At 62.2% G+C, this 25,204-nt stretch carries 21 protein-coding genes and 2 pseudogenes; 13 read left to right on the plus strand and 10 right to left on the minus strand.

Translation table 11 applies throughout. From position 1 onward, the window contains the following. Positions 1–9 precede the first annotated feature (9 nt). The 5 genes from LB547_RS23375 to LB547_RS23395 all read left to right on the plus strand — a co-directional run bounded on the left by LB547_RS23375 (position 10) and on the right by LB547_RS23395 (position 4,706). Positions 10–1,863, plus strand: coding sequence for a heavy metal translocating P-type ATPase (locus LB547_RS23375; RefSeq protein WP_140522925.1), 1,854 nt, complete (start codon positions 10–12; stop codon positions 1,861–1,863). 28 nt (positions 1,864–1,891) lie between these two features. Beyond that, on the plus strand, positions 1,892–2,344 hold the full coding sequence (gene trxC / locus LB547_RS23380; protein WP_140522927.1) for a thioredoxin TrxC: 453 nt from the start codon (positions 1,892–1,894) through the stop codon (positions 2,342–2,344). A gap of 13 nt (positions 2,345–2,357) precedes the next feature. Beyond that, positions 2,358–3,611, plus strand: coding sequence for an MgtC/SapB family protein (locus tag LB547_RS23385; RefSeq protein WP_140522929.1), 1,254 nt, complete (start codon positions 2,358–2,360; stop codon positions 3,609–3,611). 85 nt (positions 3,612–3,696) lie between these two features. Beyond that, on the plus strand, positions 3,697–4,083 hold the full coding sequence (locus LB547_RS23390; RefSeq protein ID WP_140522931.1) for a hypothetical protein: 387 nt from the start codon (positions 3,697–3,699) through the stop codon (positions 4,081–4,083). A gap of 32 nt (positions 4,084–4,115) precedes the next feature. Further along, positions 4,116–4,706 carry an NAD(P)H-dependent oxidoreductase gene (locus LB547_RS23395; RefSeq protein ID WP_140522933.1) on the plus strand — a complete coding sequence of 197 codons (591 nt, stop codon included), beginning with the start codon at positions 4,116–4,118 and terminating at the stop codon, positions 4,704–4,706. Between the two features lie 14 nt (positions 4,707–4,720). On the opposite strand, the pseudogene LB547_RS23400 reads toward LB547_RS23395, so the two are convergent. Continuing rightward, positions 4,721–5,702 (minus strand): annotated as a pseudogene (locus LB547_RS23400) (zinc-dependent alcohol dehydrogenase family protein). Positions 5,703–5,852: 150 nt separating this feature from the next. Then, positions 5,853–6,329 (minus strand): plastocyanin/azurin family copper-binding protein, encoded by a 477-nt coding sequence (locus tag LB547_RS23405; protein ID WP_224656351.1) that lies wholly within the window; start codon positions 6,327–6,329, stop codon positions 5,853–5,855. Positions 6,330–6,605: 276 nt separating this feature from the next. Between LB547_RS23405 and LB547_RS23410 the strand changes: the two genes are divergently transcribed. From LB547_RS23410 to arcC, 6 genes are all read left to right on the plus strand, one after another. Next, the gene (locus LB547_RS23410; RefSeq protein ID WP_140522935.1) at positions 6,606–6,884 is read left to right on the plus strand and encodes a PepSY domain-containing protein; all 279 of its coding nucleotides are present in this window, start codon (positions 6,606–6,608) and stop codon (positions 6,882–6,884) included. Then, positions 6,862–7,458 (plus strand): cytochrome b/b6 domain-containing protein, encoded by a 597-nt coding sequence (locus LB547_RS23415; RefSeq protein ID WP_318013168.1) that lies wholly within the window; start codon positions 6,862–6,864, stop codon positions 7,456–7,458. Before LB547_RS23410 ends, LB547_RS23415 begins: the two co-directional genes overlap by 23 nt. Positions 7,459–7,731: 273 nt before the next feature. After that, entirely contained in the window at positions 7,732–9,198 is a 1,467-nt protein-coding gene (gene arcD / locus LB547_RS23420; RefSeq protein ID WP_140522937.1) for an arginine-ornithine antiporter, read from the plus strand. Positions 9,199–9,211: 13 nt separating this feature from the next. Continuing rightward, positions 9,212–10,426, plus strand: a complete 1,215-nt coding sequence (locus LB547_RS23425) for an arginine deiminase (RefSeq protein ID WP_140522939.1) — start codon at positions 9,212–9,214, stop codon at positions 10,424–10,426. A 17-nt stretch (positions 10,427–10,443) separates the two neighbouring features. After that, on the plus strand, positions 10,444–11,445 hold the full coding sequence (argF, locus tag LB547_RS23430; protein WP_140522941.1) for an ornithine carbamoyltransferase: 1,002 nt from the start codon (positions 10,444–10,446) through the stop codon (positions 11,443–11,445). Between the two features lies 1 nt (position 11,446). Beyond that, complete coding sequence (gene arcC, locus LB547_RS23435) at positions 11,447–12,352, plus strand: carbamate kinase (RefSeq protein ID WP_140522943.1); 906 nt, start codon at positions 11,447–11,449, stop codon at positions 12,350–12,352. 328 nt (positions 12,353–12,680) lie between these two features. Here arcC and LB547_RS23440 read toward each other — a convergent pair. The 4 genes and pseudogenes from LB547_RS23440 to LB547_RS23450 form a co-directional block, all read right to left on the minus strand. Continuing rightward, positions 12,681–12,848, minus strand: a pseudogene (locus LB547_RS23440) (MFS transporter); the annotation flags it as partial. Positions 12,849–12,901: 53 nt separating this feature from the next. Continuing rightward, positions 12,902–14,026 carry a cation diffusion facilitator family transporter gene (locus tag LB547_RS23445; protein ID WP_224680307.1) on the minus strand — a complete coding sequence of 375 codons (1,125 nt, stop codon included), beginning with the start codon at positions 14,024–14,026 and terminating at the stop codon, positions 12,902–12,904. A gap of 18 nt (positions 14,027–14,044) precedes the next feature. Further along, complete coding sequence (locus LB547_RS32385; RefSeq protein WP_263483449.1) at positions 14,045–14,179, minus strand: hypothetical protein; 135 nt, start codon at positions 14,177–14,179, stop codon at positions 14,045–14,047. 474 nt (positions 14,180–14,653) lie between these two features. After that, positions 14,654–17,221, minus strand: a complete 2,568-nt coding sequence (locus LB547_RS23450; protein WP_140522945.1) for a cation-translocating P-type ATPase — start codon at positions 17,219–17,221, stop codon at positions 14,654–14,656. Between the two features lie 232 nt (positions 17,222–17,453). Here LB547_RS23450 and LB547_RS23455 point away from each other — a divergent pair, with 232 nt between their 5' ends. Continuing rightward, on the plus strand, positions 17,454–18,092 hold the full coding sequence (locus tag LB547_RS23455; RefSeq protein WP_140522947.1) for a helix-turn-helix domain-containing protein: 639 nt from the start codon (positions 17,454–17,456) through the stop codon (positions 18,090–18,092). A 51-nt stretch (positions 18,093–18,143) separates the two neighbouring features. Further along, a complete protein-coding gene (locus LB547_RS23460; RefSeq protein ID WP_140522950.1) occupies positions 18,144–18,659 on the plus strand; it encodes a GNAT family N-acetyltransferase in 516 nt (171 codons plus the stop codon). A 33-nt stretch (positions 18,660–18,692) separates the two neighbouring features. On the opposite strand, the gene LB547_RS23465 is transcribed toward LB547_RS23460, so the two are convergent. The 4 genes from LB547_RS23465 to LB547_RS23480 all read right to left on the minus strand — a co-directional run bounded on the left by LB547_RS23465 (position 18,693) and on the right by LB547_RS23480 (position 25,201). Further along, entirely contained in the window at positions 18,693–19,859 is a 1,167-nt protein-coding gene (locus LB547_RS23465) for an acetate/propionate family kinase (RefSeq protein WP_140522952.1), read from the minus strand. Continuing rightward, positions 19,856–22,333: a phosphoketolase gene (locus tag LB547_RS23470; protein WP_140522954.1), complete on the minus strand. Its 2,478-nt coding sequence runs from the start codon at positions 22,331–22,333 to the stop codon at positions 19,856–19,858. The genes LB547_RS23465 and LB547_RS23470 overlap by 4 nt, the downstream gene beginning before the upstream one ends. 121 nt (positions 22,334–22,454) lie before the next feature. Then, positions 22,455–24,068 carry an MBL fold metallo-hydrolase gene (locus LB547_RS23475; RefSeq protein WP_140555415.1) on the minus strand — a complete coding sequence of 538 codons (1,614 nt, stop codon included), beginning with the start codon at positions 24,066–24,068 and terminating at the stop codon, positions 22,455–22,457. A gap of 11 nt (positions 24,069–24,079) precedes the next feature. After that, positions 24,080–25,201, minus strand: coding sequence for a universal stress protein (locus LB547_RS23480; protein ID WP_224656362.1), 1,122 nt, complete (start codon positions 25,199–25,201; stop codon positions 24,080–24,082). Between the last annotated feature and the right edge of the window lie 3 nt (positions 25,202–25,204).

A 25,204-nucleotide genomic window follows, 5' to 3' on the forward strand; every position in this document is an offset into this window, starting at 1 on the left:
GGACATCGGATGAGCGAGTCTGCTCTACGACGCGCATTGCTGGTCATCGCTATCCTGGGTCTCGCCGTCGGAGCCGGAGCCTGGCGAACGGGGCTCGGTCCCATCGAAGCCCACACGATCTGGACGGTGTCGACCTTGCCCGTGGTGGCGGCTCTCGCAATCTCCATTCTGCGCGATTTCTGGATCGGCCGCTTCGGCGTTGATGCGATTGCGCTGGTCTCGATGTCCGCCGCGCTGCTGCTCGGACAACCGCTTGCGGCAGTGGTGGTCGCTATCATGTATGCCGGTGGTACAGTCCTTGAGGATTTCGCTCGTGGCCGCGCGGAACGGAACCTCAAGGCGTTGACCGACCGATCGCCGCGTGTGGCCCATCGGACGACAACCCGAGGGACAGAGACAGTCCCCGTCGAAGATGTTGCTGTCGGGGACGAGCTTCTGGTCCGGGCCGGCGAATTGCTTCCCGTCGATGGTATATTGCTTGATCCTTCGGCCTCCCTCAACGAGTCCGCGGTGACCGGCGAGCCGCTGCCCGAGCGGCGGATAGCGGGCGACACGCTGCGCAGCGGCACCATCAATGCCGGCGAGACATTCAGCATGCAGGCTTCCGCCTTGGCAGACCAGAGCACCTATGCCGCGATCGTACGCATGGTCGCTGCAGCGCAGACGGCGAAATCCCCCTTCATTCGCATGGCCGACCGTTTCGCCCTGTTCCTGCTGCCTGCCACTCTGGTGGTTTCCGGCGCCGCCTGGTACATCTCCGGTGATCCAATCCGGGCGCTGGCCGTGCTGGTAGTCGCCACACCTTGCCCGCTCATCCTGGCTGCCCCTGTTGCCTTCATCGGCGGCGTCTCGCGTGCCGCGCGTGCAGGCATCCTGATGAAAGGCAGCGCGGCTCTGGAAGCGCTTGCGCAAGTCCGAACCGCGATCTTCGACAAGACGGGGACCTTGACCATCGGCGGCGCCGAGCTCATCGACATCGAAGCCGCACCCGGCTGTGAAGCGAACCAATCGCTGCAGCTGCTGGCATCCCTGGAACAGGCATCGCACCATGTGCTCGCCGACTCGATCATCCGGGCGGCGCGCGGCAGGCAGCTGATGCTTTCGCATCCGCATGATGTCAGCGAGCATCGCGGTGCAGGCCTCAACGGCCGGGTCGACACCATGTCGGTCGCGGCTGGATCGCGGGCTTTCGTGCTCGCCGACGAGCCGCTGCCCGGCTGGGCGAAAAGCGGCGAAGAAAAATACCGGGACGAGCCGGTGCTTAGGGTTTTTGTCGCCGTCGCTGGAGAGCTTGCTGGGATTTTCACCTTGGGCGATGCGTTGCGTCCTGATGCACGCGACGCGCTCGCCAATCTGCGCTCGGCTGGCATCACGCGCATGGTCATGCTTACAGGTGATGACAGTGCGGCAGCAAAGCGTGTTTCCTCCAGGCTTGATCTGGATGTCATCATCGCCGATGCCGTCCCTGCGGACAAGGTCACCACCGTCGAGGCCGAGAAAGCAACAGCGCCCACAATGATGGTTGGCGATGGCATCAACGATGCACCTGCCCTTGCCGCCGCAACGGTCGGTATCGCCATGGGCGCCCGTGGTGCGACCGCCTCCTCCGAGGCGGCCGACGTCATCGTGCTGACCGACAGGCTGCAGCCGGTTGCGGACGCGGTTCGGATTGCACGGCGAACGCGATCGATCGCCTTGCAGAGCATCATCGCCGGGCTGGCGTTGTCCGGGCTGGCAATGATCGCGGCGGCCATGGGGCAGATCACGCCGGTTGCCGGAGCGCTGCTTCAGGAGGGGATTGACGTCGCGGTTATCCTGAACGCCTTGCGCACGCTTGGCGATGGGCATCTGTGGCGCGCATAGTGGTTGAGAACAAAATCGGTGAATGGCGATGGCACAGCAAAATCTGGTGGTTTGCAGCAAATGCGGTGGGGTCAACCGCCTGCCGCCAGCCCGCAATGCCAGTGAGGCGAAATGCGGAAAGTGCGGGACCGCGCTGTTTTCGGGTCACCCGGAAGATGTCGACGCCGCGCGTTTCGATCATCAGATCGCGCGCAGCAGTCTGCCCGTTGTCGTCGACGTCTGGGCACCCTGGTGCGGCCCCTGCAAGATGATGGCGCCAGCCTATGAAGCGGCGGCAAGTGAACTGGAGCCGCATGTTCGTCTGATCAAACTCAACTCCGACAATGAGCAGGCTGTCGCGGCCAGGCTCGGCATCCGTGGCATTCCGACCATGATCCTGTTCCATGGCGGGCGCGAGATCGCGCGCACATCCGGCGCAATGACGGCAGGCCAAATCGTCAGGTGGGTTCGTGACCGCCTGCCGCCAACGGTCACCGCCTGAAGTCGTCGCGCCAATGGATCCGATCATCGCCCGGCTTGGGCTGGCGCTCGCAATAGGTCTTCTTGTCGGCTTGGAGCGTGGTTGGCAGGAGCGGGACGCGCCCGATCGCAGTCGCACAGCTGGCATCCGGACATTCGGCATATCTGGCCTGCTGGGTGGCGTGCTCGCTGCACTCGCCAACGCACTCGGCGCTGTATCCGTGCTGGTCGGCGGGTTCATCGCCTTTGCGACAATCTTTGCCTGGTACAAGGCACGCGAGGCTGCCCATGACGAGGACTTCAGCGTCACCAGCGTGATCGCGGGCCTGGGGGTGTTTGCCCTTGGCGCGCTTTCCGTCGCCGGCGATTATCGTGCTGCAGCCGCCGGTGGCGCGGCATTGGCGGTAATCCTGGCCAGCCGCGAGGTCCTGCACGGTCTTTTGAAGCGACTGACCTGGGTCGAACTGCGTTCGGCGCTGGTCCTTGCGGTGATGACGGCGATCGTCTTGCCCTTGCTGCCAAACCGCACGATCGACCCGTGGGCCGGTTTCAATCCCTGGGAAGTCTGGTTCCTGACGGTGCTGATGGCCTCGATTTCGTTCGCCGGATACGTGGCTGTTCGCATTCTGGGAAATACACGCGGTCTGCTGGTCAGTTCGCTCACCGGTGCAATCGTCTCTTCCACAGCAGTGACCTTGGCGCTTGCCCGCAATGCCGCGTCGGCAAGCAATCCGCTGCCGCTCGCCGGGGCGGCGTCCCTGGCAGCAATGGTTTCGGTGCTCCGCGTCTGCGCCGTGGTTCTGATCGTCGAGCCAAGTGTGCTCGCATCGGTCGTGATTCCGGCGATTACCGCAGCGCTTGCCTTCGCTGTCTGCGGCGCATTGCTGCTGGCTCGTGACAGCGGGAACGGTAAAGGCAGCGCGATCGCGCGCAATCCATTCGAACTGGGCCCCTTGCTGCTCTTCGCCTTGCTCTTTGCCATCGTCGCGACCGCAAGTGCCGGGCTGGCCGTTCAATTCGGTGGGCGCGGTCTGCTGGCGAGTTCGGCGCTGGCCGGCGCATTCGATGTCGATGTCTCGGTGCTTGGCGCGCTGCGCCTGGTCAAGCATTCCGTGTCCGTCGAGACCGTGGGCCAGGCCGTGCTCGCGGCGCTCGCAGCAAACGCGATCGGTCGCCTGTCGCTCGCAGTATTTGCTGGTCCGATCACGTTCTGGTTGCCACTGGCCGTCACAACACTGATAGCCGCGGCCATGGGTATCTGCGCCCTGTTGTTGCTCGGTCCTGGATAGAAGTGCTGTGCTCGCGCTTTTTTTGATACGGATCAAGAGCTAGGTCCCGCCACCGCTCTATGAAACTCCGTAGAAGGAGTTCGCCATGACCAGTGTGAAGGACCTCACCCCGAAATTCCGCAACGTCCGGCTGCTGCTCGCCCGTGAGAAAGGTCATCCGGAAGGCGACCGCGAAGAGGGCTATGACGTGCTCGCTCCGTTGACCGGCGAAGGCCGGATCGATGCGCAAGAGTGGAAATCGCACAAGGCCTCGTGCCGCGTTCGCCGATTTCGCACTGGCGAGGAGGATCTGGTCGGTCGGCTGAGGCGCAAGCCCGGCGGACATTGGTTCTTCGACTATGCCGACGGCGACCGCGACGACGAGATCGGCTTTCGTCTCGGCGACGAACGGTTCGTGACCGGCGAGTATGTGTCGATCGAGCGCAACGGCGCCATGCACACGTACCAGGTGGCGAGGGTCGAGCGGCCCTGACGCGGCGACGCAAGGCTCCCCTGGAGTAGACCATGTCGCGACGCATCTTGATTGTGGTCGGCCATCCCGATCCGTCCCCGGACCGGCTCTGCCGCGGTCTCGCCAGGGCCTATGGCGAGGGCGCGGAGAAGGCGGGGCACGCCGTCCGCCGGGTCGACCTGGCGGCGATCGATTTCCCGATGCTGCGGACAATGCAGGAGTTCGAGCACGGTTCAATTCCCGATGAACTGAAGGACGCAGCCGAAGCGATCGTCTGGGCGGAGCACATTGTCTTTGTTTTTCCGCTGTGGCTTGGGACCATGCCGGCCATGCTCAAGGCATTTCTGGAACAGGTCATGCGGCCGGGGACGGCCTTTGCCTATCCGGACAAGGGCGGCAGCTTTACCAAGACACTGCTTCGCGGCCGCTCCGCGCGCGTTGTGGTGACGATGGGTATGCCTTCCGTTCTTTACCGGCTATGGTTCCTGGGACACGGCATCGCCGGCATGAAGCGAAGCATCCTGCATTTTGTCGGTATCAGTCCGGTGCGCGAGACGTTGTTCGGCATGGTCGCCGGCGCCAGCGATGCGACCCGCGCGAAGTGGATCAGCCAGATCCGAAATCTTGGCGAGCGGGCCAGATAATCCTCAACCGCCAATCACGGTACCAGGACGGCGGCGCCGCTCAATCTGCCTTGCCTCAGATCGTCCAGTGCCTGATTGGCCTGTTCCAGTGAGTAGACCTTGGTGTGGGTGCGTGCCTGCGCACGCTTGGCAATGGGGAAAAACTCTTCGGCATCGCGGCGCGTCAGGTTTGCCACCGACACCAGTTCGCGCTCTTCCCAGAGCAACTCGTAGGCCATCGCCTGAATGTCACTCATAGGGATGCCGCCGCAAACCACCCGGCCGCCCTTGCGGACGGCACCAAGCGCGATCGGCACCAAGTCACCCACAGGAGCAAAGATGATCGCGGCATCGAGTTGCCCGGGCGGAAGTTGATCCGAACCGCCCGCCCAGGTCGCTCCAAGCGAGCGCGCGAAATCCTGTGCTTGCTCGTCACCGGGCCGGGTGACAGCGAAAATCTCACGGCCTTGCCAGATCGCGATCTGAGCGACGATGTGCGCGGCGGCGCCGAAGCCGTAAATCCCGAGCCGCTTGCCGTCGCCGGCCTTCTTCAGGCATCGCCAGCCGATCAGGCCGGCGCAAAGCAAGGGTGCCAGCGATACGGGGTCGGCATCCCGGTCCAGATCGAAGGCGAATTGCGCGTCGGCAATGACATGGCTGGCAAAGCCGCCATCGCGCGTGTAGCCCGTGAAATCTGGCTGATCGCAAAGATTTTCATGTCCTGTGGCGCAGTAGGGACAACGCCCGCAAGTATGCCCAAGCCATGGCACACCGACTCTCTGCCCGATCCTGGAAGGCGCCACCCCCTTGCCCACGGCATCGACGATGCCGACGATTTCGTGACCGGGAACGAGCGGCAATTTTGGGTGATGCAGATCGCCATCTATGACGTGAGATCGGTCCGACAGATAGCGCATGCCTCGACCTTCAACCTGATCTCACCCATCCCCGGTAAGGGGTCGAATCTTCGACCAGTTTCAAGGGAGTGCCTATGCTTTCGAGCACCATTGCTCTTATGACGCGCTCCATGTTGCCCCGCAAACAAACGAAGCCGATTACGATCAACTCCTCCGCTATTCCCGGCACCAGGCGATGGGATGCGATCCGGGCAACCTTTCGAAAACGGCGACAAGTCGCAGGCTCCTAGCGCTGCTCTGTTTTGGGGGTTCATGGACCGACGGTGAACTCGGTCCACATGCCGGCGCCAAAATGACCTGGCACGTTGCAGATAAGCAGGTATTTTCCAGCCTTCAGGTCGACGGTCAATGTGCCCGATTTGCCGGGATCGAGCTCCGAAACCTCGCCCTTGTCGCCCGCCTTGTCTTCGTCGACCCGGTTCTCGGCCTCAACATAGGGAAGCGGCTTGCCGGGATCGGCAAGGTACATCACGATCATTTCGTGAACGGTGTCCTTGGAGTCATTCTTCACTTTGAATGTGACCTCCCCGGCCTTCACGGCTCCGGGGGACGCCTTGATGCCCATGGTGGCCTTCGAGAGATCGCGTCCTGGCGTTGCATAAGCAAGAGCCATCGGCATCTCCGTACTCGCGCCCTTGTCCGAAAGCGAGACCTGAACAAGCTCGGCAGTCCGCGCAACGCCCGCACTGCTTGCCATCAGCATTGCGGCCGCAAGCCCGAGCGCCACTCTCCTCGATATGGTTTCCACGGTATTCCTCTTTCAGGACGGCAGCAGAAGCGCTCTACATCCTGGCGGTCATCATGCTCGCAGCACACCCGCGGTCGTTGCGCCAGATCAAACCGACCGATGCGAGCCCGATCTGCGGCCCGACCAAACTGTCAGCCAGTTGTCAGGTTGAAGTGGTTATTTCGGAACCAATGACGGCGAAAAGGCCGTCTGACAGACCGATCGAAATCCACCCGCAGGCGCAAAATCGGCGCCCAACTCCCGAATGGAGCCATCATGTATCGCACACTCGTCCTCGCCGCTCTCGCTGGCATGATTGCAGGACCGGCGCTCGCCGCCGGCGACAGCTGCAGCACCGCCCCGAAATCACAGTTCAAGCCCAAGGCAACGCTCGAGGCGCAATTGACCGGCCAAGGCCTCACCGTGCGCCAGATCAAGGTCGAGAAGGGTTGCTACGAAGTCTACGCGGTCGACAAGGCCGGCAAGAAAGTCAACCTGGCCTACAATGCCGAAACCCTTGAAAAGCTCGACAATGCCGAAGCCGGCGAAAACTGATCTGCGTGTTTCAGCCACTGCGGACGTGCAGCCATCTTCGCAGATGGTGCGCGTCTGGGACCTGGTCGTACGGAGTTTCCACTGGGCGCTGGTGCTCAGCTTCGTAACGGCCTGGTTCACCTCCCATTCCTCCGAGGTCTTGCACCATTTGGCAGGTTACGCCGCCGCCGCCCTGGTCGTGATGCGGCTCCTGTGGGGCGTTGTGGGCACGCCCTATGCGCGGTTCACTCAATTCGTGCGAGACCCGGCGACGGTGCTGCGCTATCTCTCTGCAATACCGAGCGGTCGCGAAGCCCGCTACATCGGCCACAACCCGGCCGGCGGCGCAATGGTGGTCGCGCTGATGGCTGCGATGGGGTCAACCGCACTGACCGGCTGGCTGATGACTACGGACGCCTATTTCGGCGTGTCGCGGGTTGAAACGGCGCACAGCCTGAGCGCGCACGGCTTACTTGTGCTGGTCCTCTTCCATATAGGCGGCGTCGCGCTGGCAAGCTTTCGCCATCGCGAAAACCTGGTACGGGCCATGATCACCGGGCGAAAACGCAAAGCCGAGTCGGCGGACATCGCCTGACGACCTGCCAATGGGCCAAATTCGATTTGCGCCCCGGCCGATATCGGGGGCGCGTGTCGGTCGCTCCTTGTTCAACATGGCCCTGGAAGCGCGCGATGCGACATGGGCGGAGCGGATAATATAAGAGCAGGCATTGGTGCGGCGACCCAGAAACCGGAACACCAACGCCACTCTTTTTATTCAGCAACCGCTTATTGACCCGCATCAAAGCTGCCGGTCCTGCCTTCCTGTTTATTGCCTCCCATCAGAGCTTTCAAAAGTGGGGAGAGCATCATGACTACGGCTGATTTCAACATCCCGGTTCCGCAAGTCGGTACCTTGGCGCCTGCGAAACTTCGATTGGGGTCGTTGACCGCCTTGGTCATCGGCTCGATGGTCGGGTCCGGCGTCTTCAGCCTGCCGCAGAACATGGCGGCAGGCGCTGGTCCCCTCGCAATTCTGATTGGCTGGGGTATCACCGCGTTCGGCATGCTGGCGCTGGTCTTCGTCTATCAATCGCTTGCGACCCGCAAGCCCGAGCTCGACGCCGGTCCCTATGCTTACGCCAAGGCCGGCTTTGGTCCCTTCATCGGCTTTAACAGCGCCTGGGGCTACTGGATCAGTGCCTGGGTCGGCAACGTCTCCTATGCTGTGATCGTGTTCAGCGCCCTGTCCTATTTCTTTCCGGCCTTCGGTGACGGAAACACCTGGCAGGCGGTGCTCGGCGCATCGGTCCTGCTGTGGCTGATCCACATCCTGGTTCTCGCCGGCATCCGGCAGGCCGCGGTCGTCAACCTCATAGTCACCGCGGCAAAGATCGCTCCGATCGTCCTGTTCGTTGGCGTTGTTGCCGTTGCCTTCAAGCTTCAGGTCTGGTCCCTCGACTTTACCGGTCTCGGCAACGCCAGTCTCGGCTCGATCACCGCACAGGTGAAGAGCACGATGCTGGTGACGTTGTGGGTGTTTATCGGCATCGAGGGCGCCAGCGTCTTTTCTGGCCGTGCGGAGCGCCGCAAGGACATCGCCACCGCGACGGTTCTTGGCTTCTTCACATGCCTCGCGCTCTACGCCCTGGTGTCGCTGCTGTCACTCGGCGTCCTCAGTCAACCCGAACTCGCCGGCCTGAAGAACCCCTCCATGGCCGGTGTGCTAGAAGCCGTTGTCGGCCCGTGGGGCGCTAGCCTCATCAACATCGCGCTCGTGGTGTCGGTGGTCGGCGCCTTCCTGAGCTGGACGCTGCTTGCGGCTGAAATTCCGCATGTCGCCGCCAAGGACGGCACAATGCCGAAGTTCTTCGGCTGGGAGAGCGAACGCGGTGTGCCATCGACCTCGCTGCTGATCACCAACCTGCTCGTCCAGGCATTCCTGGTGATCACGCTCTTCGCCCAAAGCACCTATCAAGCGCTGTTCTACATCGCGTCGGCCGCGATCCTGGTTCCCTACATTTTTTCCGGAGCTTACGCAGCCAAGCTCGCGCTGACCGACGAGAGTTACGGGAATGGCGAGCAGCGCGTCGGGGCTCTTTTTGCCGGATTGCTGGCCACGGTCTACGGACTGTGGCTCGTCTATGCGGCGGGACCCGCCTACCTGTTCATGTGCGCGATCCTCTATGCGCCCGGCATCATCTTCTACATCTGGGCGCGCCGCGAAACCAACCAGCGTGTGTTCCACCCTGCCGAAGCAGCGCTCGCCGCAGCTCTCGTCGCCGTCGCCATCCTCGCCGTTTACGAGATGTGGACCGGCGCCGTCAGCCCGCTTTGAAGGGATCGGTTCGATGACAAGCCTGGGTGTTCACTCCGAAGTCGGCCGTCTGCGCGAGGTTATGGTCCATCGTCCGGACCTCAGCCTGCGCAGGCTGACGCCGGAGAACTGCAAGGCGCTGCTTTTCGATGACGTGCTATGGGTCAAGCGCGCCCGCCAGGAGCACGATGTCTTCGTCGATGCATTGCGTGAACGCGGCGTCGTGGTCCATTCCTTCGGAGAGCTCCTGGCTGAGACGATGAGCCTGGCCAAGGCCCGCGAGTGGCTTCTCGACCGCAGGGTCCACCCCGGGGTCGTCGGTCTCGACATGGTCAATGAGCTGCGCGGATGGCTCGATGATATGCCGTCGGCGCAGCTTTCGTCCTTCCTCGTCGGCGGGGTTGCCAGGGCGGAGCTTCCTTTCGAACCCAAAGGTCTGACCGGGAGGACGCTCGCCCCCCAAGATTTCGTGCTGCCGCCGCTTCCGAACCAGCTGTTCACCCGCGACAGTTCCTGCTGGATCTACGGCTCAGTCTCGGTCAATTCCATGTACTGGGCTGCGAGGCGCCCTGAAGCCGCCAACGTCGAGGCCGTCTACCGCTTCCATCCTCGCTTTCGCGACAGCGGCATACCTTTCGTGTCGCCGGACCTAGGCACAGGCACGAGCCTCGAAGGCGGCGACGTTATGCCGATCGGTGGCGGGACTGTTCTCGTCGGCATGGGGGAGCGCACCACGCCGCAAGCCGTTGGCGACCTGGCCCGCAAGCTGTTCGCAGCCGGTGAGGCAACACGCGTGATTGCCGCCTTGATGCCACGCGACCGCAGTTTCATGCATCTCGACACCGTCTTCACCTTCTGCGATCGCGATCTTGTGACCTTGTATCCACCGGTGGTCGACCGCTTGCGCTCCTTCTCGCTGCGGCCGGGCGATGGCGAGGCGGCGGTCGAGGTCACGGATGAGGCAAAACCATTCACGGCTGTCATTGCCGAAGCGCTTGGGCTGAAAACGCTCCGAATCATCGCCACCGGTGGCGACCGCTACGAGGCCGAACGCGAACAATGGGATGATGGCAACAATGTCGTTGCGGTCGAACCCGGCGTGGTGGTCGGTTATGACCGCAACGTCTACACCAACACGCTTCTGCGCCGCGCGGGCATCGAAGTGATCACCGTCGAGGGGGCTGAACTCAGCCGCGGCCGCGGCGGTGGCCATTGCATGACCTGTCCGGTGGTCCGCGACGCAATCTGACGTGAAAGGAATTCTGGATGTCGACCAATCTTCACGGCCGCTCCGTCCTGACGCTGGACGATCTCACCGCCGATGAAATCCGCTTTCTTCTTAAGCTTGCCGCGGACCTCAAGGCGGCCAAACTCGCCGGGCATGAGATCCCGCGTCTGGTCAGGAAAAACATCGCACTGATCTTCGAGAAGGACTCGACTCGCACGCGCACAGGGTTCGAAGTCGCGGCCTACGACCAGGGCGCACACGTGACTTACTTTGGTCCCAGCGGCAGCCATATTGGCCACAAGGAATCGATGAAGGACACGGCGCGCGTGCTCGGTCGCATGTACGATGCGATCGAATATCGCGGCTTTGGCCAGCACCAGGCGGAATTGCTTGCCGCGCATGCCGGCGTGCCCGTCTACAACGGCCTCACCAACGAGGCGCATCCAACACAGATCCTCGCCGACCTCATGACCATGCGCGAATACACGCACAAGCATCTTTCGGACATGACCGTCACCTTCGTCGGCGAAGGGCGCGACAACGTCGCGCTGTCGCTGGCACTAGGCGCAGCCAAGGTCGGTATCGACATGCGCATCGCCTCGCCAAGGGAGCTCTGGCCGGATGAGGTATTTTGCGGCCATGTCGGAGAGCTCGCAGCACAAAGCGGCGGCCGCTTCCGGCTCGACGAGAATGTGACGGGTTGCGTCCAGGATGCCGATTTCATTTACACCGACGTGTGGATGTCAATGGGCGAGGACAAATCCGGCTGGGCCGAGCGTATTCGTCTTTTGACACCCTACCGCGTGACCGGCGAGGTAATGGCTGCCGCCGGCAACCCCCACGTCAAATTCATGCATTGCCTGCCGGCGTTCCATGACACGGATACCGAGATCGGTGCCTTCGTTGCGAAGGAATATGGCATCGATTGCATGGAGGTCACCCACCAGGTGTTCGAGTCTGCTGCCTCCATCGTTTTTGATCAGGCCGAAAATCGCATGCATACAATCAAGGCGCTCCTCGTCGCCACGATCGGTAACTGAGATGCTGATCGTCGTTGCACTTGGCGGAAACGCGCTACTGCGACGCGGCGAACCGATGACGGCCGAAAACCAGCGCGCCAACATCGTGCGCGCTGCCGCTGTGTTGGCGAAGCTGGTCAACACAGGGCACTCGATTGTCGTCACGCACGGCAACGGTCCGCAGGTGGGACTGTTGGCCCTGCAGGCAGCGACAACTGCGGACGGTCGCACATTTCCACTCGACGTGCTTGGCGCCGAGAGCGCGGGGATGATCGGCTACGTCATTGAGCAGGAGCTCTGCAACCTCCTTAAGGAGAGGCTTTTTGCGACGCTGCTGACGCAGGTGAGGGTCGATCCGCAGGATCCGGCCTTCGCTCATCCAACGAAGCCTATCGGCCCTGTCTACGATGAGACAACCGCACGCAGGCTTGCCAGCGAGCGCGATTGGCAGATCGCGCCAGATGGCGACAAGTGGCGCCGCGTCGTGCCTTCGCCCAGGCCCCTGGCAATCCTGGAAGCATCGGTAATCGCGTTCCTGGTCGAGCGCGGCGTGATCGTCATCTGCACCGGTGGCGGCGGTGTTCCTGTGATAGCAAGGGAGGACGGCAGTCTTTGCGGTGTGGAGGCAGTCATCGATAAGGACCTGGCAAGCGCACTTCTCGCCCGACAGCTGAGAGCCGACATGCTGCTCATGCTGACCGATGTCGACGCCGTTTATGAAGGCTACGGCACGCCGGGCGCTCGCGCGCTTCGTCAAGTGCGGTCAACGGAAATATCAGGGCGGAATTTTGCAGTGGGATCGATGGGGCCAAAGATCGAAGCTGCGGTCGAATTCGCGCAAGCGACTGGCAATCCTTCAGCGATAGGCCAACTCAAGGACGCCGTTGAAATCGTCAAAGGCGAGCGAGGCACCCTGTTCGCCCCCTGAGCCGTCCGGCCTTCAAGGCCTTCGAGCATTTTTCCAGCCGGGTTGCTCGCTGAGATCCCAGTACCTCTAAAATTCATCGTCATGCGCATCGCTTGATCGCCGTCAAGGCAAGCCGCGTCGCACGTTAGGTTGCTCCTGGAAACGCGAACGGGGCGCCGGCGGATGAGCTACAAATCCATTCGCTTGAACGTGGACATTGACGGTCCGATCGAGCCCATTGCCAGGGTAGGTATCGACCTCGCCCGGTTGATAGGCTTTTTGCGCGGCCGAAGCTCCGCTGCCGGTGACAATGGCTCCGGAAGGCGCCGAGCTGGCCGCGCAGTTTGTGGGAGCAGTCGATGGCGAGCGCAGTGCCGAGCACCGCGCCCGCATCTGCGCCGGCAAGATCATAGGCGAGAAGCCCGAGCGCGACAGTGGCGAGGCCGGTGCCGATGAGCGCGATGACCTGCGCCATGAACAGATGCCGATAGGTGCGATCGGCGAGAACTTCCAGCATGATTATCTTCTCGGGATGCTTGGGCGGCGTAAGGTGCCACGCCAGTAGTAGGATCAGTGTTTGTGGCCTTCCGGCTCAACCATCTTGAACGGCAGGACCTGTTGCTTGCCCTTTGAGGTCAGGATCAGCCTCGCCTCGAACTCGTGCGGCTCGGCGGGGGCGACGCTGCTTTCACGACGGTGGTGATTGCCGGCGACAGGCCCGAGCGAAAGCGTCTCGGGATCTTCGGACCGGTCGATGATCACGGTCGCCCCTAGATCGTCGGCATGGCTGTCGATGGTGAGACGGAAGCGCTCGCCAGCGGGCGTATCGACGATTTCGAGCGTTCCCGTTGCCAGGTCGCTGACGACCTTGAAAGGCTCCGGCGCATGATCGGCGTGGGCCGAACCGCCCGCCACGGATCCGACTTCGCCTTCCAGACGGATGTTCGCCTCCGAGAGCGCCGGCAGGTGGTCGAACAGCTCCCCTCTCAAAGCCTCCGCGATGCCGACCACATCCTTTGCGCTCGCTGTCTCGGCCACCTTGATGGCGATATCGGCGTGCAGCCTGTGGCCTATCCAGCGCGCCCGCACCTGGGCGACCCGTTGGATGCCCCCCACATGTTCAGCCGCATGATGGATTTCCTCGACGATGCCCGGCTCGACGCCATCCAGCATGCGTGTCAGCACCGCCTTTGAGGACTGCCAGACGATGGCGAGGATAGCCACAGTGATCAAAAGGCCGATGATCGGGTCCGCGAGCGGGAAGCCTAGCCAGACGCCGGCCGCGCCAAGCACCACCGCAAGGCTGGTGAAGCCATCGGTGCGGGCGTGATAGCCGTCGGCGATCAGGGCCGCGCTGTTTATCTCGCGGCCGACGCGGATGCGGAATACCGCGACAGCCTCATTGCCCAGGAAACCGACGAGGCCGGCGGCGGCAACCCAGCCGAGGAAGCTGATGGCTTGGGGATGGATCAACCTGTCGATCGCCTCATAGCCGGCGACGATGGCACTGAAGAGGATAATCAGGACGATGATGATGCCGGCCAGGTCCTCGACCCGGCCAAGGCCGTAGGTGAAGGTCCGTCGAAACCCCTCTCCCAACAAATGTCGTCCACTGTTGTCCACCCGCCATTTCGCCAGTTGCTGCCATTCGTGTCGACCGCAGCCTTGCCGTTCCGACATAAGGCTATCGAGCATATCGGAGATCACGCTCCGCTAAGCGGCGATCAGCAGGAAAGCGATCGTGACCAGACCGGCCTTCGAAGTCCAAAATCCGCCTGCCTCGGCCTTCGGTTCTGGTTCGGACCCGGTCGGGGGATCGAACATGCGGTGCACGTTGTTGGTGTTCATGGGGTGGGTTCCTTATTTGTCAGCGATTGTCGTTGCGGGAGCTTTCGAGCCCATAGACGATGAGGCTGACGGCCCAGACCAGTCGCGGGCGAAGAGTGGCCACCTAAAGTCGGAGCCGATTGTGAAGTTGACCGCCGACATCAAGCCGATGGACGACGCTCCTCCGATCAGAACGCCGGCCACCGCGATCGCATGGCGCGCGCGTAACGCGGTGATTGCCAGCGCAACCAGGAGAACGCCGGGGGCGAGGGCGTAGCCGCCGAGCATCCGGAAACCTGGGTGAGCCACACGGAGGTCGAACGGATCCTGCAAACGCTCTACGGCATCTTGCGAACCCGAGGCCAGAACGGCCAAGACAAGGTGACGGCGGCGGCGTCAAAACGCCTCCTAAACCGGCGGATTTGTACCCAACCATCTCGTAGGCAAGGTTAGCGCGGCTTGGTGAAACCCGCAGGGTCAGCACCAATGGCGCGGTCAGGCTTTTAACCACCCTCTCCAGAAATGCTTCAGGAACTCAAGGCAGACCAGCACTGCGGCTCCTGCCGCCAGCGTCATCGAGAGGTCGTCAAGGTGCAGCGGTCCGAACTGGAAGAGACCACTGGCGAATGGCCAGAGAAGTGTCCCGCCCAGCGCTGCAGCAACCACCACGACGACAAGAGCAAGCGATCGATTGGGCCGGAACAACGCAATCAGCAGCGAGTCGCCGAACGTACGGTTGACGAAGATCAGGCCGACGATCGAGAGGACCAGCGAAAAAAACGTCAAGGCGCGAATTTCGTTCTCCGGCATTCCCCAGTGGAAGGCAAAAAGGAAGATGCTTGCGACAAGTGCGAACGCCAGCAGGCCCTGCACAACGCTCCAGGCTATGAGCGAGCGCGAAAAGAGCGATGCTTGCGGATCTCGTGGAGGGCGATTCATGACGTCATCTTCCTCGGTCTCGGCTTCAAAGACCAAGGAACACACCGGATCGATCACCATTTCCAGAAAGGCTATGTGCATCGGTCCGAACAGAATGGGCAGGCCAAACAGCAGAGGAAGAAGGGCCAGCCCAGCGATCGGCACATGCACGGCAAGAATGAAGCCCATGGCCTTGCGCAAATTGTCGTAGATGCGGCGGCCCAGCCGTATGGCTTTGACGATCGACCCGAAGTCGTCGTCGAGAAGGACAATGGATGAAGCCTCGCGCGCGACGTCGGTGCCGCGACCTCCCATGGCAATGCCGATGTTGGCCGCTTTCAGCGAGGGGGCGTCGTTGACGCCGTCTCCTGTCATGCCGACGATCTCGCCATTGGCCTTCAACGCTCTGACGATCGCCAGTTTCTGCTCGGGCGTGATCCGCGCGAACACTGTGGCGGTCTTGACGCGCGCGCAAAGTGCCGCATCGTCCATTGTCTTGAGCGTTTCACCGGTCACGACGTCGTTGAAATCGAGCCCAGCCTGACTGGCTATTGCTCTGGCGGTCGCCGGATAATCCCCCGTGATCATGACCACTCTGATTCCAGCGGACCGGCAGTTGTTCACGGCATCCGGAACCTCCGGGCGGAGGGGGTCAGCCAGCCCGACGAGGCCCATGAACTCGAAATCGAAGCCTGTCTGCCTTTCTGGCAGTTCACCAGCACAATGACTGGCTCGGGCCACCCCGAGGACGCGCAGTCCTTCGGTCGCCATGGCGTCCACGGAAGCCTTGATCGAAGCGAAGCGCTCCGCGCTCAGACGACAGAGTGCCGCTATGGCCTCCGGCGAGCCCTTGGCGGCGACCAGACAGTCGCTGCCGTCAGCCGGTGATCGCCAAGCATTCGACATGGCCAGCAGCTCGGGACGCAACCCATAGGCGCGGACAAGTTTCCGATCAACACTGTCCAGATCCTTGCGACTGGGTGATCGCTCCTGCGAAAGGGTGTGAAATGCCTTTTCCATCGGATCAAAAGGAATTTCGGCGCTGGCGAGCACACCAAGCTCGACCAGCTCGCCAAAGGCCGCCGGCATCCCGGCATTCATGTTGTCCGGTAACCGGAACCGTTTGCCGTCAGGCGTTCTCAGCTCCGCGATTGTCATGCGGTTTTCGGTCAACGTTCCGGTCTTGTCGGTGCAGAGAACTGTCGCCGAGCCAAGCGTTTCGATCGCCGCCGCACGACGGGTGAGCACGCGCGCCTGCGAGATGCGCCAGGCGCCCATGGCCATGAAGATGGTCAACACCATCGGGAATTCCTCGGGCAGCATCGACATGCCCAGCGCGATGCCAGCAAGGACCGCGTCGAGCCACCCACCCCGCAAAACGCCATAAAGCACGACCGCCAGAACGCTGACCGCACCACCGACCAGTGCGAAGATGCCGACAAGACGTTTCGTCTGTCGCTGCAAGCGGGGTGCTTCGGTCTCCATAATGCTGAGCGATTGGCCGATCGCACCGATTTGGCTCAGCGGCCCGGTTGCCAGAACTTCGCCAATGCCCGAACCGCGCACCACGAGTGATCCGGAAAATGCGAAAGGCAGGTCGTCGCCGCCTGGGCGGCGTTCGGCTGGCGGGTCGCCATCCTTGGCTGCAAACTTGCGCACCGGAACCGACTCACCGGTCAGCAGCGATTCATCGGTCTGGAGATCCAGGCTTTGGATCAGCAAGACGTCGGCCGGCACCCGATCGCCCTCGCCCAGCACCACCAGATCGCCGCGCACGACCTCGCGCCCTGCAATGCGCCTACGTTCACCGTCGCGTATCACCAGGGCACGCGGGCTTGTCAGGTCGCGCAACGCCTCCAGAACGCGTTCTGTCCGCGCTTCCTGTACGATGGTTATCCCCACCGACAAGGTGGCAAAAGCAGCCAGGATCAACGCCTCATGCAGATCCCCAAGCAGCAGGTAAACGGCACCTCCGCCCAACAGAAGGGCCAGCATCGGTTCGCGCACGACTTCGAAGGCAATCCGCAGCGGCGTCCGCCGGTTCGATCTGGGCAGTTCGTTGAAACCATCGAGGGCGAGCCTGGCTTGTGCCTCGACCTCGCTGAGACCAGACAAAGCGATAGTGGGTCGGGTGGATTGGGACATTTGGGTGTTTCCCTCGTTCCCAACATCTTTAATCAGGTGAATAGAGCGGGCCTTGACCTACCGCAAAGGCTATCGTTCAAATGCCGAACGGACACCCGGTTCTGGATGGCCATTCGCCGATGCAACGGGCCAGCCTGAACGGATTAGGTGGTTTCCCTTAGGGACATAACCGAATTTCGCGATCTGCGGATTCGCGCGATTGCTGTGTTACGGATCAACCGGGAACACAGCCATGTACGCTCAACAGATCGCCAAGATTGAACTGCCAACGCAGCCGAGCCCTTTCGCTCTCCTCGATGGGGCTATGGCGCAACCGGTCAGCTTCTTCCCGGCTGGCACGGAGATCTACGCCCAAGGCGAAAAGGCAGGACCCCTTTACCAGGTCGAATTCGGCGCGGTGCGTGTCTACCGGCTGCTCGCCGACGGCCGCCGGCAGATCAGCGCCTTCCACATGGCCGGAGAGACTTTCGGCTTCGAGGCCGAGGCCACCCATCATTTCTTCGCCGAGGCCATCAACGCGACCGGTATCCGCGTTGTCCGGATCGCTGCGGCCGCGGACATGTCCCGCCAGTTGCTGCCGCTTGCGCTCAAGGGCTTGATCAGAGCTCAGGAACATCTGCTGGTCCTTGGCCGCCAGAACGCCATCGAACGGGTCGCAGCGTTCCTAGTCGACATGACGGAACGGCAGGGCGGCTTGCGCCAGGTCGACTTGCCGATGTCGCGACTGGATATTGGCGACTATCTCGGCCTCACCATCGAGACGGTGTCGCGGGTCTTCACCCGACTGAAGGACAAAGGCGTCATTCGCCTGCTCGGTTTGCGCAGCATCGAAATCCTCAAGCAGGACGTGCTTTTGGACATGGGTGAATAACCCACCCTCGCCGCTGCGACGACGCCAGACAACACCCAAGGATTTGAGACGATGAACAAGACGCTCACCACCCACACGGGATTCTGTTTCCAAGTGCGCGGCGCGCGCCCCGAGGACGAGCCGGCACTGGCTGAGTTTTTCACCCATGTGACCCCTGAAGATCTGCGCTTCCGCTTTCTCGGCGCCGTGCGGGAAGTTTCGCACGAACGGCTGGTGGCAATGACGCGGTCCGATGATGCGCACATCCATAATTTTCTTGCATTCGCACCAGACGGAATGCTGATCGCGGTGGCGACACTGGCCAGCGATCCGGCCGACCGGCGTGGCGAGGTCGCTGTCTGCATTCGCGATGACCGCAAGCAACTGGGCGTCAGCTGGGAATTGCTCGCCCACATTGCGCGCTACGCGGATGAGCTCGGTCTCGAAACCATCGAGTCGATCGAACACCGGGAAAACCGTGCGGCAATCGAGCTTGAGCGCGAGATGGGCTTCACCGTCACGACGGATCCGGATGACGCAACCCTCGTGCTGGTGCAACGCAAGCGAGGGGCCAAGTTGCCGAAGTAGCTGGGCACGCGGTTCCAGCGGCAGACAGACCGCTCAGAATGCCAGCGTCTCGCGGGCAACGGCCTGTTCCTCACCGGCCGGAATGACGAGAATGTCGACGCGCGAATTTGGCGCGCTGACACTCTCCGCACCTTTCTGGTTCAAATGCTCATCGAGCTCGACGCCAAGCCACGCAGCTGCTTCGCAGATCCTGTGCCGGATCAGTGGCGCGTGTTCGCCGATGCCAGCGGTGAACACCAGCGTGTCGAGCCCGCCAAGCGCGGCGGCAAGCGAGCCGATTTCACGTCCGACACGATAAACAAATAGGTCGACGGCTTGAACGGCCGAAGGCTCTTTTGCGCCCAGCAGAACCTGCATGTCTCCAGAAATGCCGGAGACGCCCAGCAGGCCCGAACGTTCGTAGAGAAGGCTGGCCAGGTCTTCGCTCGACAGCCTCCTCTCCTGCAGCAAATACAGGATGACGCCCGGGTCCAGCACGCCGCAGCGGGTGCTCATGACGAGGCCGTCAAGCGTCGAGAACCCCATCGTCGTGGCGACACTGCGTCCAGCCTTCATCGCGCAGAGGCTGGCGCCGCTGCCGAGATGGGCGACGATCACCCGACCGCCGGCGGCCGCACCGTAGCGCTCGCGCAGCTTCGCAGCGATATGGCTGTAGGACAGGCCGTGAAAACCATAGGAAACGATGCCCGCCTCGGTCATCGCGCGCGGCAGCCCGTAGATCTTGACAAGTGCTGGCCGGCTCGCATGAAACGCAGTGTCGAAGCATCCGACCTGACGCGCCCGCGGGAGGAGCTCTGCAGCCCGGGCAACGATCTCGAGATTGATCCTTTGATGGATGGGCGCCAGCGGCTCCAGCAGCTGTAGTGCCTCGAGCGCGTCCGTGTCGAGCAGCGTCGCTTGGGTGAAGTCGCGCCCGCCATGGACGATCCTATGCCCGACCCTGTTGATGCGGCCAAGAAGGTTGCGATCGGCGAGCAGCGCAGCGACCGTTGAGAAGGCTTTGGCAACATCGATCGATTTTTCGCCCAGGCTGATGTCGATCTCGGGGGATCCGGCCGCGGCCGCGACGTGCAGGCGCGGATGCCGTGCGAGCGACGAAATACTGCCGCGCAGCAGCTCGGAAAGCTCGGCGCTTGCCTCGAACACCGCGAATTTCAAGCTCGATGACCCGCTGTTCAGGACAAGGAACGCATCACTCATGAAGCCGTCCGCATTCTCGGCCCGGTGGTGCGCCGAAACCCGCTCGTCGGCTTATTGGGCAAGTCTGGCGCCGCATCCATGCCCTGCTCCCATTTCCAGCCAAGGATCTCCGGCATATCCTGACCATGAGCACGGATATAGGCCCGATGCTCAATCAGTTTGCCTTCCATCTCCTGCACCTGCCCGATATTGGCGCCCTTGCCCTTTGGCAGCCGCTCAAGGACGCTCTGGACGAGATGGTATCGATCCAGGCCATTGAGCACCGTCATGTCGAATGGCGTTGTCGTCGTGCCTTCCTCATTGTAGCCGCGCACATGGATGTTGTCGTGATTGGTGCGCCGGTAAGTCAGGCGATGGATGGTCCAGGGATAGCCGTGATAGGCGAAGATCACCGGCTTTTCCGAGGTAAACAGGGCGTCGAATTCACGGTCCGACAACCCATGGGGGTGATGCTCCTTGGGTTGCAGGGTCATCAGGTCGACGACATTCACCACCCTGATCTTGAGTTCGGGAATGGCATACCTGAGGATCTGCACGGCCGCCAGCGTTTCGAGCGTCGGGACGTCGCCGGCGCAAGCCATCACGACGTCAGGATCCTCGCCATTGTCGGTCGAAGCCCAGTCCCAGATGCCGATACCCGTCCCGCAATGAACGATGGCCTTGTCCATTGAAAGCCACTGCCACGATGGCGGCTTGCCGGCGACGATCACGTTGATGCGGTTCCATGTCTGCAGCACGTGATCGGTCACGCACAGCAAGGTGTTGGCATCCGGCGGCAGGTAGACCCGCACAATATCGGCTTTCTTGTTGAGAGCGACATCGATGAAGCCTGGATCCTGATGGCTGAAGCCATTGTGCTCCTGGTGCCAGACATGGCTCGACAGCAGATAGTTCAGCGACGCCACCGGCCGACGCCACGGAATGTCGCGGCAGGCATCCAGCCATTTGGCATGCTGATTGAACATGGAATCGACAATGTGAATGAACGCCTCGTAGCAGGAAAACAAGCCGTGCCGCCCGGTGAGCAGGTAGCCTTCGAGCCAACCCTGGCATGTGTGTTCCGAGAGAATCTCCAGGACCCTGCCGTCGCGGCCAAGATGAACGTCTTCGGGCAGGATCGTTTCCATCCAGGCGCGCTCGGTGACCTCGAACACGTCCTGAAGCCGGTTCGAGGCCGTCTCATCGGGACCGACGATGCGGAAGTTCTGCGCCGCCTCGTTCAGCTCCATGACGGCGCGCAGGAACTTGCCCATCGCCCGTGTCGATTCGGTCTTCACCGCGCCCGGTCGTTCGATCGCAACCGCGTGGTCGTGCACTAGGGGCAGGACGAGGGACTTGCGCAGCAGGCCGCCATTGGCATGCGGGTTGGCACCCATGCGCCATGTGCCCTCAGGGGCGGAAGCGCGGATCGCTTCAATAGGGGCGCCGGCTGCATCGAACAGTTCTTCGGGCCGGTAGCTTCTCAGCCAGTCCTCGAGCAGCTTGAGATGCGCCGGGTTTTCCGCAAGGCCCGACAAGGGAACCTGGTGCGAGCGCCAGAAGCTCTCGGTCTTCAGTCCATCGACCTCCTTCGGTCCGGTCCAGCCTTTGGGGCTGCGCAGCACGATCATCGGCCATCTTGGTCGCGAAGTCCCTGTTGCGGAACCGCTCCGCGCGGTCTGCTGGATCGCACGGATCCGGTCGAACGCATCGTCGAGCACGCTCGCCATGCGCTCATGCATCAGCGCCGGCTCGTGCCCCTCGACGAACAGCGGTTCATAGCCATAGCCGACGAACAGCGAGCGCAATTCGTCTTCTGGGATACGGGCCAGAATGGTCGGATTGGCGATTTTGTAGCCGTTCAGATGCAGGATCGGCAGAACCGCTCCATCGCGCTCAGGATTCAGAAACTTGTTGGAATGCCATGCGGTGGCCATCGGCCCGGTCTCGGCCTCTCCGTCGCCGACGACGCAGGCGACCACGAGATCGGGATTGTCGAAGGCCGCGCCATAGGCATGAGAAAGCGCGTAGCCCAGTTCGCCGCCCTCATGGATCGAGCCCGGCACGTCGGGCGCCGCGTGGCTCGGTATGCCGCCCGGAAAGGAGAACTGGCGGAAAAGTTTGCGCATCCCCTGCTCATCCATCGATATGTCGGGATTGAGCTCACTGTAGCTGCCCTCAAGATAGCTGTTCGCCACCATTGCCGGTCCGCCGTGACCAGGTCCGCAGACATAGATCACATTCGCGTCACTGAGCCTGATCATGCGATTGAGGTGGGCGTAGATGAAACTCAGCCCCGGCGACGTTCCCCAATGGCCGAGCAGGCGTGGCTTGACGTGCTCCAGCCGCAACGGTTCGCGCAGCAGTGGATTGTCGAGCAGGTAGATCTGGCCGATCGTGAGATAGTTGGCGGCACGCCAATAGGCATGGATGTCGTACGCCTCGCGGTTGGACAGGACACCACTGGAGGCTGGATTTGTCGTGTGCTCGGTCATGTCTGGCTCCGTTGTTGGCGACAGTCTTGAGTCTTGCGATTTCGACTTGCGCCTGTGTTTCGTCGAGCTGCAGCGAAGGAACACAAACGCGTCGGCGTTTCAGTGCATCTCTTCGCAGGATTTAAGCATCATTGCCGTCGAGCGCGCGGCGCATGCGCCTGATGACCGCCGCACGTCCCCGCTCGTCGGCCGCAGCGCCGACCGCTTCGTTGATGTCGAGGAGAAGTCTGGAAAGGTCGTTGTGCCAGTCGAGGCGGGCAACGCTTTCTGGTCTCAGACGGCGGGGCTGGTTGAGTTCGACCGGCAGACTGCCACTGAACGTCAATTGGAAGGCATCATCCAGCCGCGGCGTGATGATCCTGCCGTCAGGCATAATCGATTGCAGCCGCTCGCTGAAGCCACGCAGCCCTTCCTCCTCGCCATGGGTGAGGAACACCGCCTGCCTTACCGGACCTCTGGACGCGACCCACGCAACCAGTTCGGCTGCGTCGGCATGACCGGAATAGAGGTCGAACAGGCTGACATGCGCCTTGACCTCGACCTCCTCGCCCTGGATGCGCACGCGCCGAGCGCCGTCGAGCAGGATCCTGCCTAGAGAGCCCTGGGCCTGGTAGCCGGCGATCATCACCGTGGCATTCCGGCGCCAGAGATTGGCCTTGAGGTGATGGCGGATCCGGCCCGCGTCGCACATGCCGCTGGCAGCGATCACCACGAAGAAGCCGGTCAGGCGATTGATCGCCTTGCTCTGTTCCACCGTCTCGGTAAAGCGTAACTCCTTCGAGTTGAGGGCCTGCCGTAGCGCGTCACCCTGTTCGATCTCGTCGGCATGCCGCTCAAAAATCGCGCTGGCGCGTGTCGCCAGCGGCGAGTCGACAAAGACCGGCGCGGAGGGCACGGCACCGGTCCGCATGAGCAGATGGAGATCGACCAGCAGTTCCTGCGTTCGCTCCACGGCGAAGGACGGAATGATGAGAGGTCCGCCGGTCTCGGCGGCGCCACGCACGATGTCACCCAGCTGCGATCGCCGCTGCTCGGGCGATACATCCGGGCGCTCGCGGTCGCCATAGGTCGATTCGCAGATCAGGTAGTCGACCCCAGCCGGACCTTCCGGGCCGGTCTGCAGCAACTTGTGTCCAGGCCCGATATCGCCTGAAAACAGAATGCGCATGGGTCTCTTCTGGTGATCCAGATCGATCTCAAGTTCGACCGAGGCAGAGCCGAGCAGGTGACCAGCGTTCCAGAAGCGGGCCCGAAGGCCTTCGGCGACGGTTGTCCATTCGCCATATTCCAGGGCCCGGAACAAGGTCATGCAGGCGGCCGCATCTGAAAGAGTGTAGATCGGCTCGACCAGCGGCCGACCGCGCCGCGCGTTGCGTCTGTTCAGCTGTTCGACTTCCATTTCCTGGATATGCGCCGCGTCGGGCAGCATCACTGAGCAGAGATCGATGGTGGCGCGGGTCGAATGGATGGGACCGGAAAAGCCCTGCTTGACCAGCTTCGCCAACAGCCCACTATGGTCGATATGCGCATGCGTCAGGATGACAGCGTCGATCGTCTCCGGCGGGAACGGAAACTGGCCATAATTAAGTTCCCGTTCCGACTTCGATCCCTGGAAAAGGCCGCAATCGACGAGAACCCGCCAGCGGGAGGTTTCGATCTCGTAGCATGAGCCGGTGACGCCGTGGGCCGCGCCGTGAAAGCGCAGGATAGGATCCGTGCCGCGAGCGCCTTGCATGTCGCCACGCCCTAGTGGGAGAGCAGGACAGGCAGGCGCAGATCGGCAAGCACCCCGTCCGTAGCGCCACCGAGCACGAAATCCCTGACACGAGAATGGCCATATCCGCCCATGACCAGAAGCTTGCCGCCGATTTTGAGGGCATGCTCCTGCAGTGCAGTCGCGACCGAACGGTCCTGTGCCTGGATCGAGACCGCCTCGGCCATCAGACCACGCGCCCTCAAGCCCGAAGCAAGGCGCTCGCCAATGCCTTGCCCCGGAAGCGGCTTCTCGTCGGTGACGGTCACAACCGTAACCATTGAGGCACGTTCGAGAAACGCCCGCGCGTCTGCAACAGCCCTTGCGGCCACTCGGCTGCCATCCCAGGCGATAACGACATGTTCAAAGGGTTCCACCTTCGTGGAATCGGGAAGAAGAACGGTCGGCCTACCGGAGCCGAAGACTGTCGCCTCGGCCAGCGTCCGTGCCGTCTGGTTGGCGGGCGCCCAGCCGACAAGGCAGGTGTCGAAATAGCGGGAGTGCTCTGCGGCAACATCTCCCATCAGGGCCAGTGGCGCTGCGATCTCCTGGGCGGACAGGATCACCGCACCTGATGAGGCCTCATTGGCAACCGCCTCAAGCAGAGCTTTGCCGTGCTTGCGGCTTGTCGCCTCAGCTTCCGCTATCTTGTAGGGGAGGTCGAGGAGGTAGGTTGAGAGCGCATTTGAAACGTCGGGAATATCGACATTGATGGCGACGGCATGAAGCGCCGCTCCGATCTGCTTGGCGACGGCAACAGCGTTTACGGCCACTGCCCCAGCATTTGCGTCCGGATACGTCGCCAGACAAAGAACTGCCATTAGCTTCATCGGTTTTCGCCTCCATTGATGCCGGCCCGGATGGCCAACTTGCGTGGTATTGGTAGTCGCGGTGGGCGAGCCCGGCTTTGATCCACCGCAAATGCGTGACCACTGGACGAGATCCGCGTCGGCGCCCACGCCGACATCGTGTCGCCCGCCGTCGCTGCGCTGGCTCAATTGCATGGGCGAAAACCTGTCGCTATTTTGGAGCGAATGTTGTCTCTTGTCAGACGTCAATGCCCAAGCGGAAGACGACGCAACGATGGCACCGGCGGTCACCGCGATCCATGTCATTTC

The sequence above is a fragment of the Mesorhizobium sp. B264B1B genome (assembly GCF_020165765.1).
GTDB lineage: Bacteria > Pseudomonadota > Alphaproteobacteria > Rhizobiales > Rhizobiaceae > Mesorhizobium.

What these genes read in the sequence shown, in the direction of transcription:
- LB547_RS23375 (WP_140522925.1), top strand. Translation starts at nt 10, where the DNA reads ATGAGCGAGTCTGCTCTACGACGCGCATTGCTGGTCATCGCTATCCTG.
- trxC (WP_140522927.1), top strand. Translation starts at nt 1,892, where the DNA reads ATGGCACAGCAAAATCTGGTGGTTTGCAGCAAATGCGGTGGGGTCAAC.
- LB547_RS23385 (WP_140522929.1), top strand. Translation starts at nt 2,358, where the DNA reads ATGGATCCGATCATCGCCCGGCTTGGGCTGGCGCTCGCAATAGGTCTT.
- LB547_RS23390 (WP_140522931.1), top strand. Translation starts at nt 3,697, where the DNA reads ATGACCAGTGTGAAGGACCTCACCCCGAAATTCCGCAACGTCCGGCTG.
- LB547_RS23395 (WP_140522933.1), top strand. Translation starts at nt 4,116, where the DNA reads ATGTCGCGACGCATCTTGATTGTGGTCGGCCATCCCGATCCGTCCCCG.
- LB547_RS23410 (WP_140522935.1), top strand. Translation starts at nt 6,606, where the DNA reads ATGTATCGCACACTCGTCCTCGCCGCTCTCGCTGGCATGATTGCAGGA.
- LB547_RS23415 (WP_318013168.1), top strand. Translation starts at nt 6,862, where the DNA reads ATGCCGAAGCCGGCGAAAACTGATCTGCGTGTTTCAGCCACTGCGGAC.
- arcD (WP_140522937.1), top strand. Translation starts at nt 7,732, where the DNA reads ATGACTACGGCTGATTTCAACATCCCGGTTCCGCAAGTCGGTACCTTG.
- LB547_RS23425 (WP_140522939.1), top strand. Translation starts at nt 9,212, where the DNA reads ATGACAAGCCTGGGTGTTCACTCCGAAGTCGGCCGTCTGCGCGAGGTT.
- argF (WP_140522941.1), top strand. Translation starts at nt 10,444, where the DNA reads ATGTCGACCAATCTTCACGGCCGCTCCGTCCTGACGCTGGACGATCTC.
- arcC (WP_140522943.1), top strand. Translation starts at nt 11,447, where the DNA reads ATGCTGATCGTCGTTGCACTTGGCGGAAACGCGCTACTGCGACGCGGC.
- LB547_RS23445 (WP_224680307.1), bottom strand. Translation starts at nt 14,026, where the DNA reads ATGCTCGATAGCCTTATGTCGGAACGGCAAGGCTGCGGTCGACACGAA.
- LB547_RS32385 (WP_263483449.1), bottom strand. Translation starts at nt 14,179, where the DNA reads ATGAACACCAACAACGTGCACCGCATGTTCGATCCCCCGACCGGGTCC.
- LB547_RS23450 (WP_140522945.1), bottom strand. Translation starts at nt 17,221, where the DNA reads ATGTCCCAATCCACCCGACCCACTATCGCTTTGTCTGGTCTCAGCGAG.
- LB547_RS23455 (WP_140522947.1), top strand. Translation starts at nt 17,454, where the DNA reads ATGTACGCTCAACAGATCGCCAAGATTGAACTGCCAACGCAGCCGAGC.
- LB547_RS23460 (WP_140522950.1), top strand. Translation starts at nt 18,144, where the DNA reads ATGAACAAGACGCTCACCACCCACACGGGATTCTGTTTCCAAGTGCGC.
- LB547_RS23465 (WP_140522952.1), bottom strand. Translation starts at nt 19,859, where the DNA reads ATGAGTGATGCGTTCCTTGTCCTGAACAGCGGGTCATCGAGCTTGAAA.
- LB547_RS23470 (WP_140522954.1), bottom strand. Translation starts at nt 22,333, where the DNA reads ATGACCGAGCACACGACAAATCCAGCCTCCAGTGGTGTCCTGTCCAAC.
- LB547_RS23475 (WP_140555415.1), bottom strand. Translation starts at nt 24,068, where the DNA reads ATGCAAGGCGCTCGCGGCACGGATCCTATCCTGCGCTTTCACGGCGCG.
- LB547_RS23480 (WP_224656362.1), bottom strand. Translation starts at nt 25,201, where the DNA reads ATGACATGGATCGCGGTGACCGCCGGTGCCATCGTTGCGTCGTCTTCC.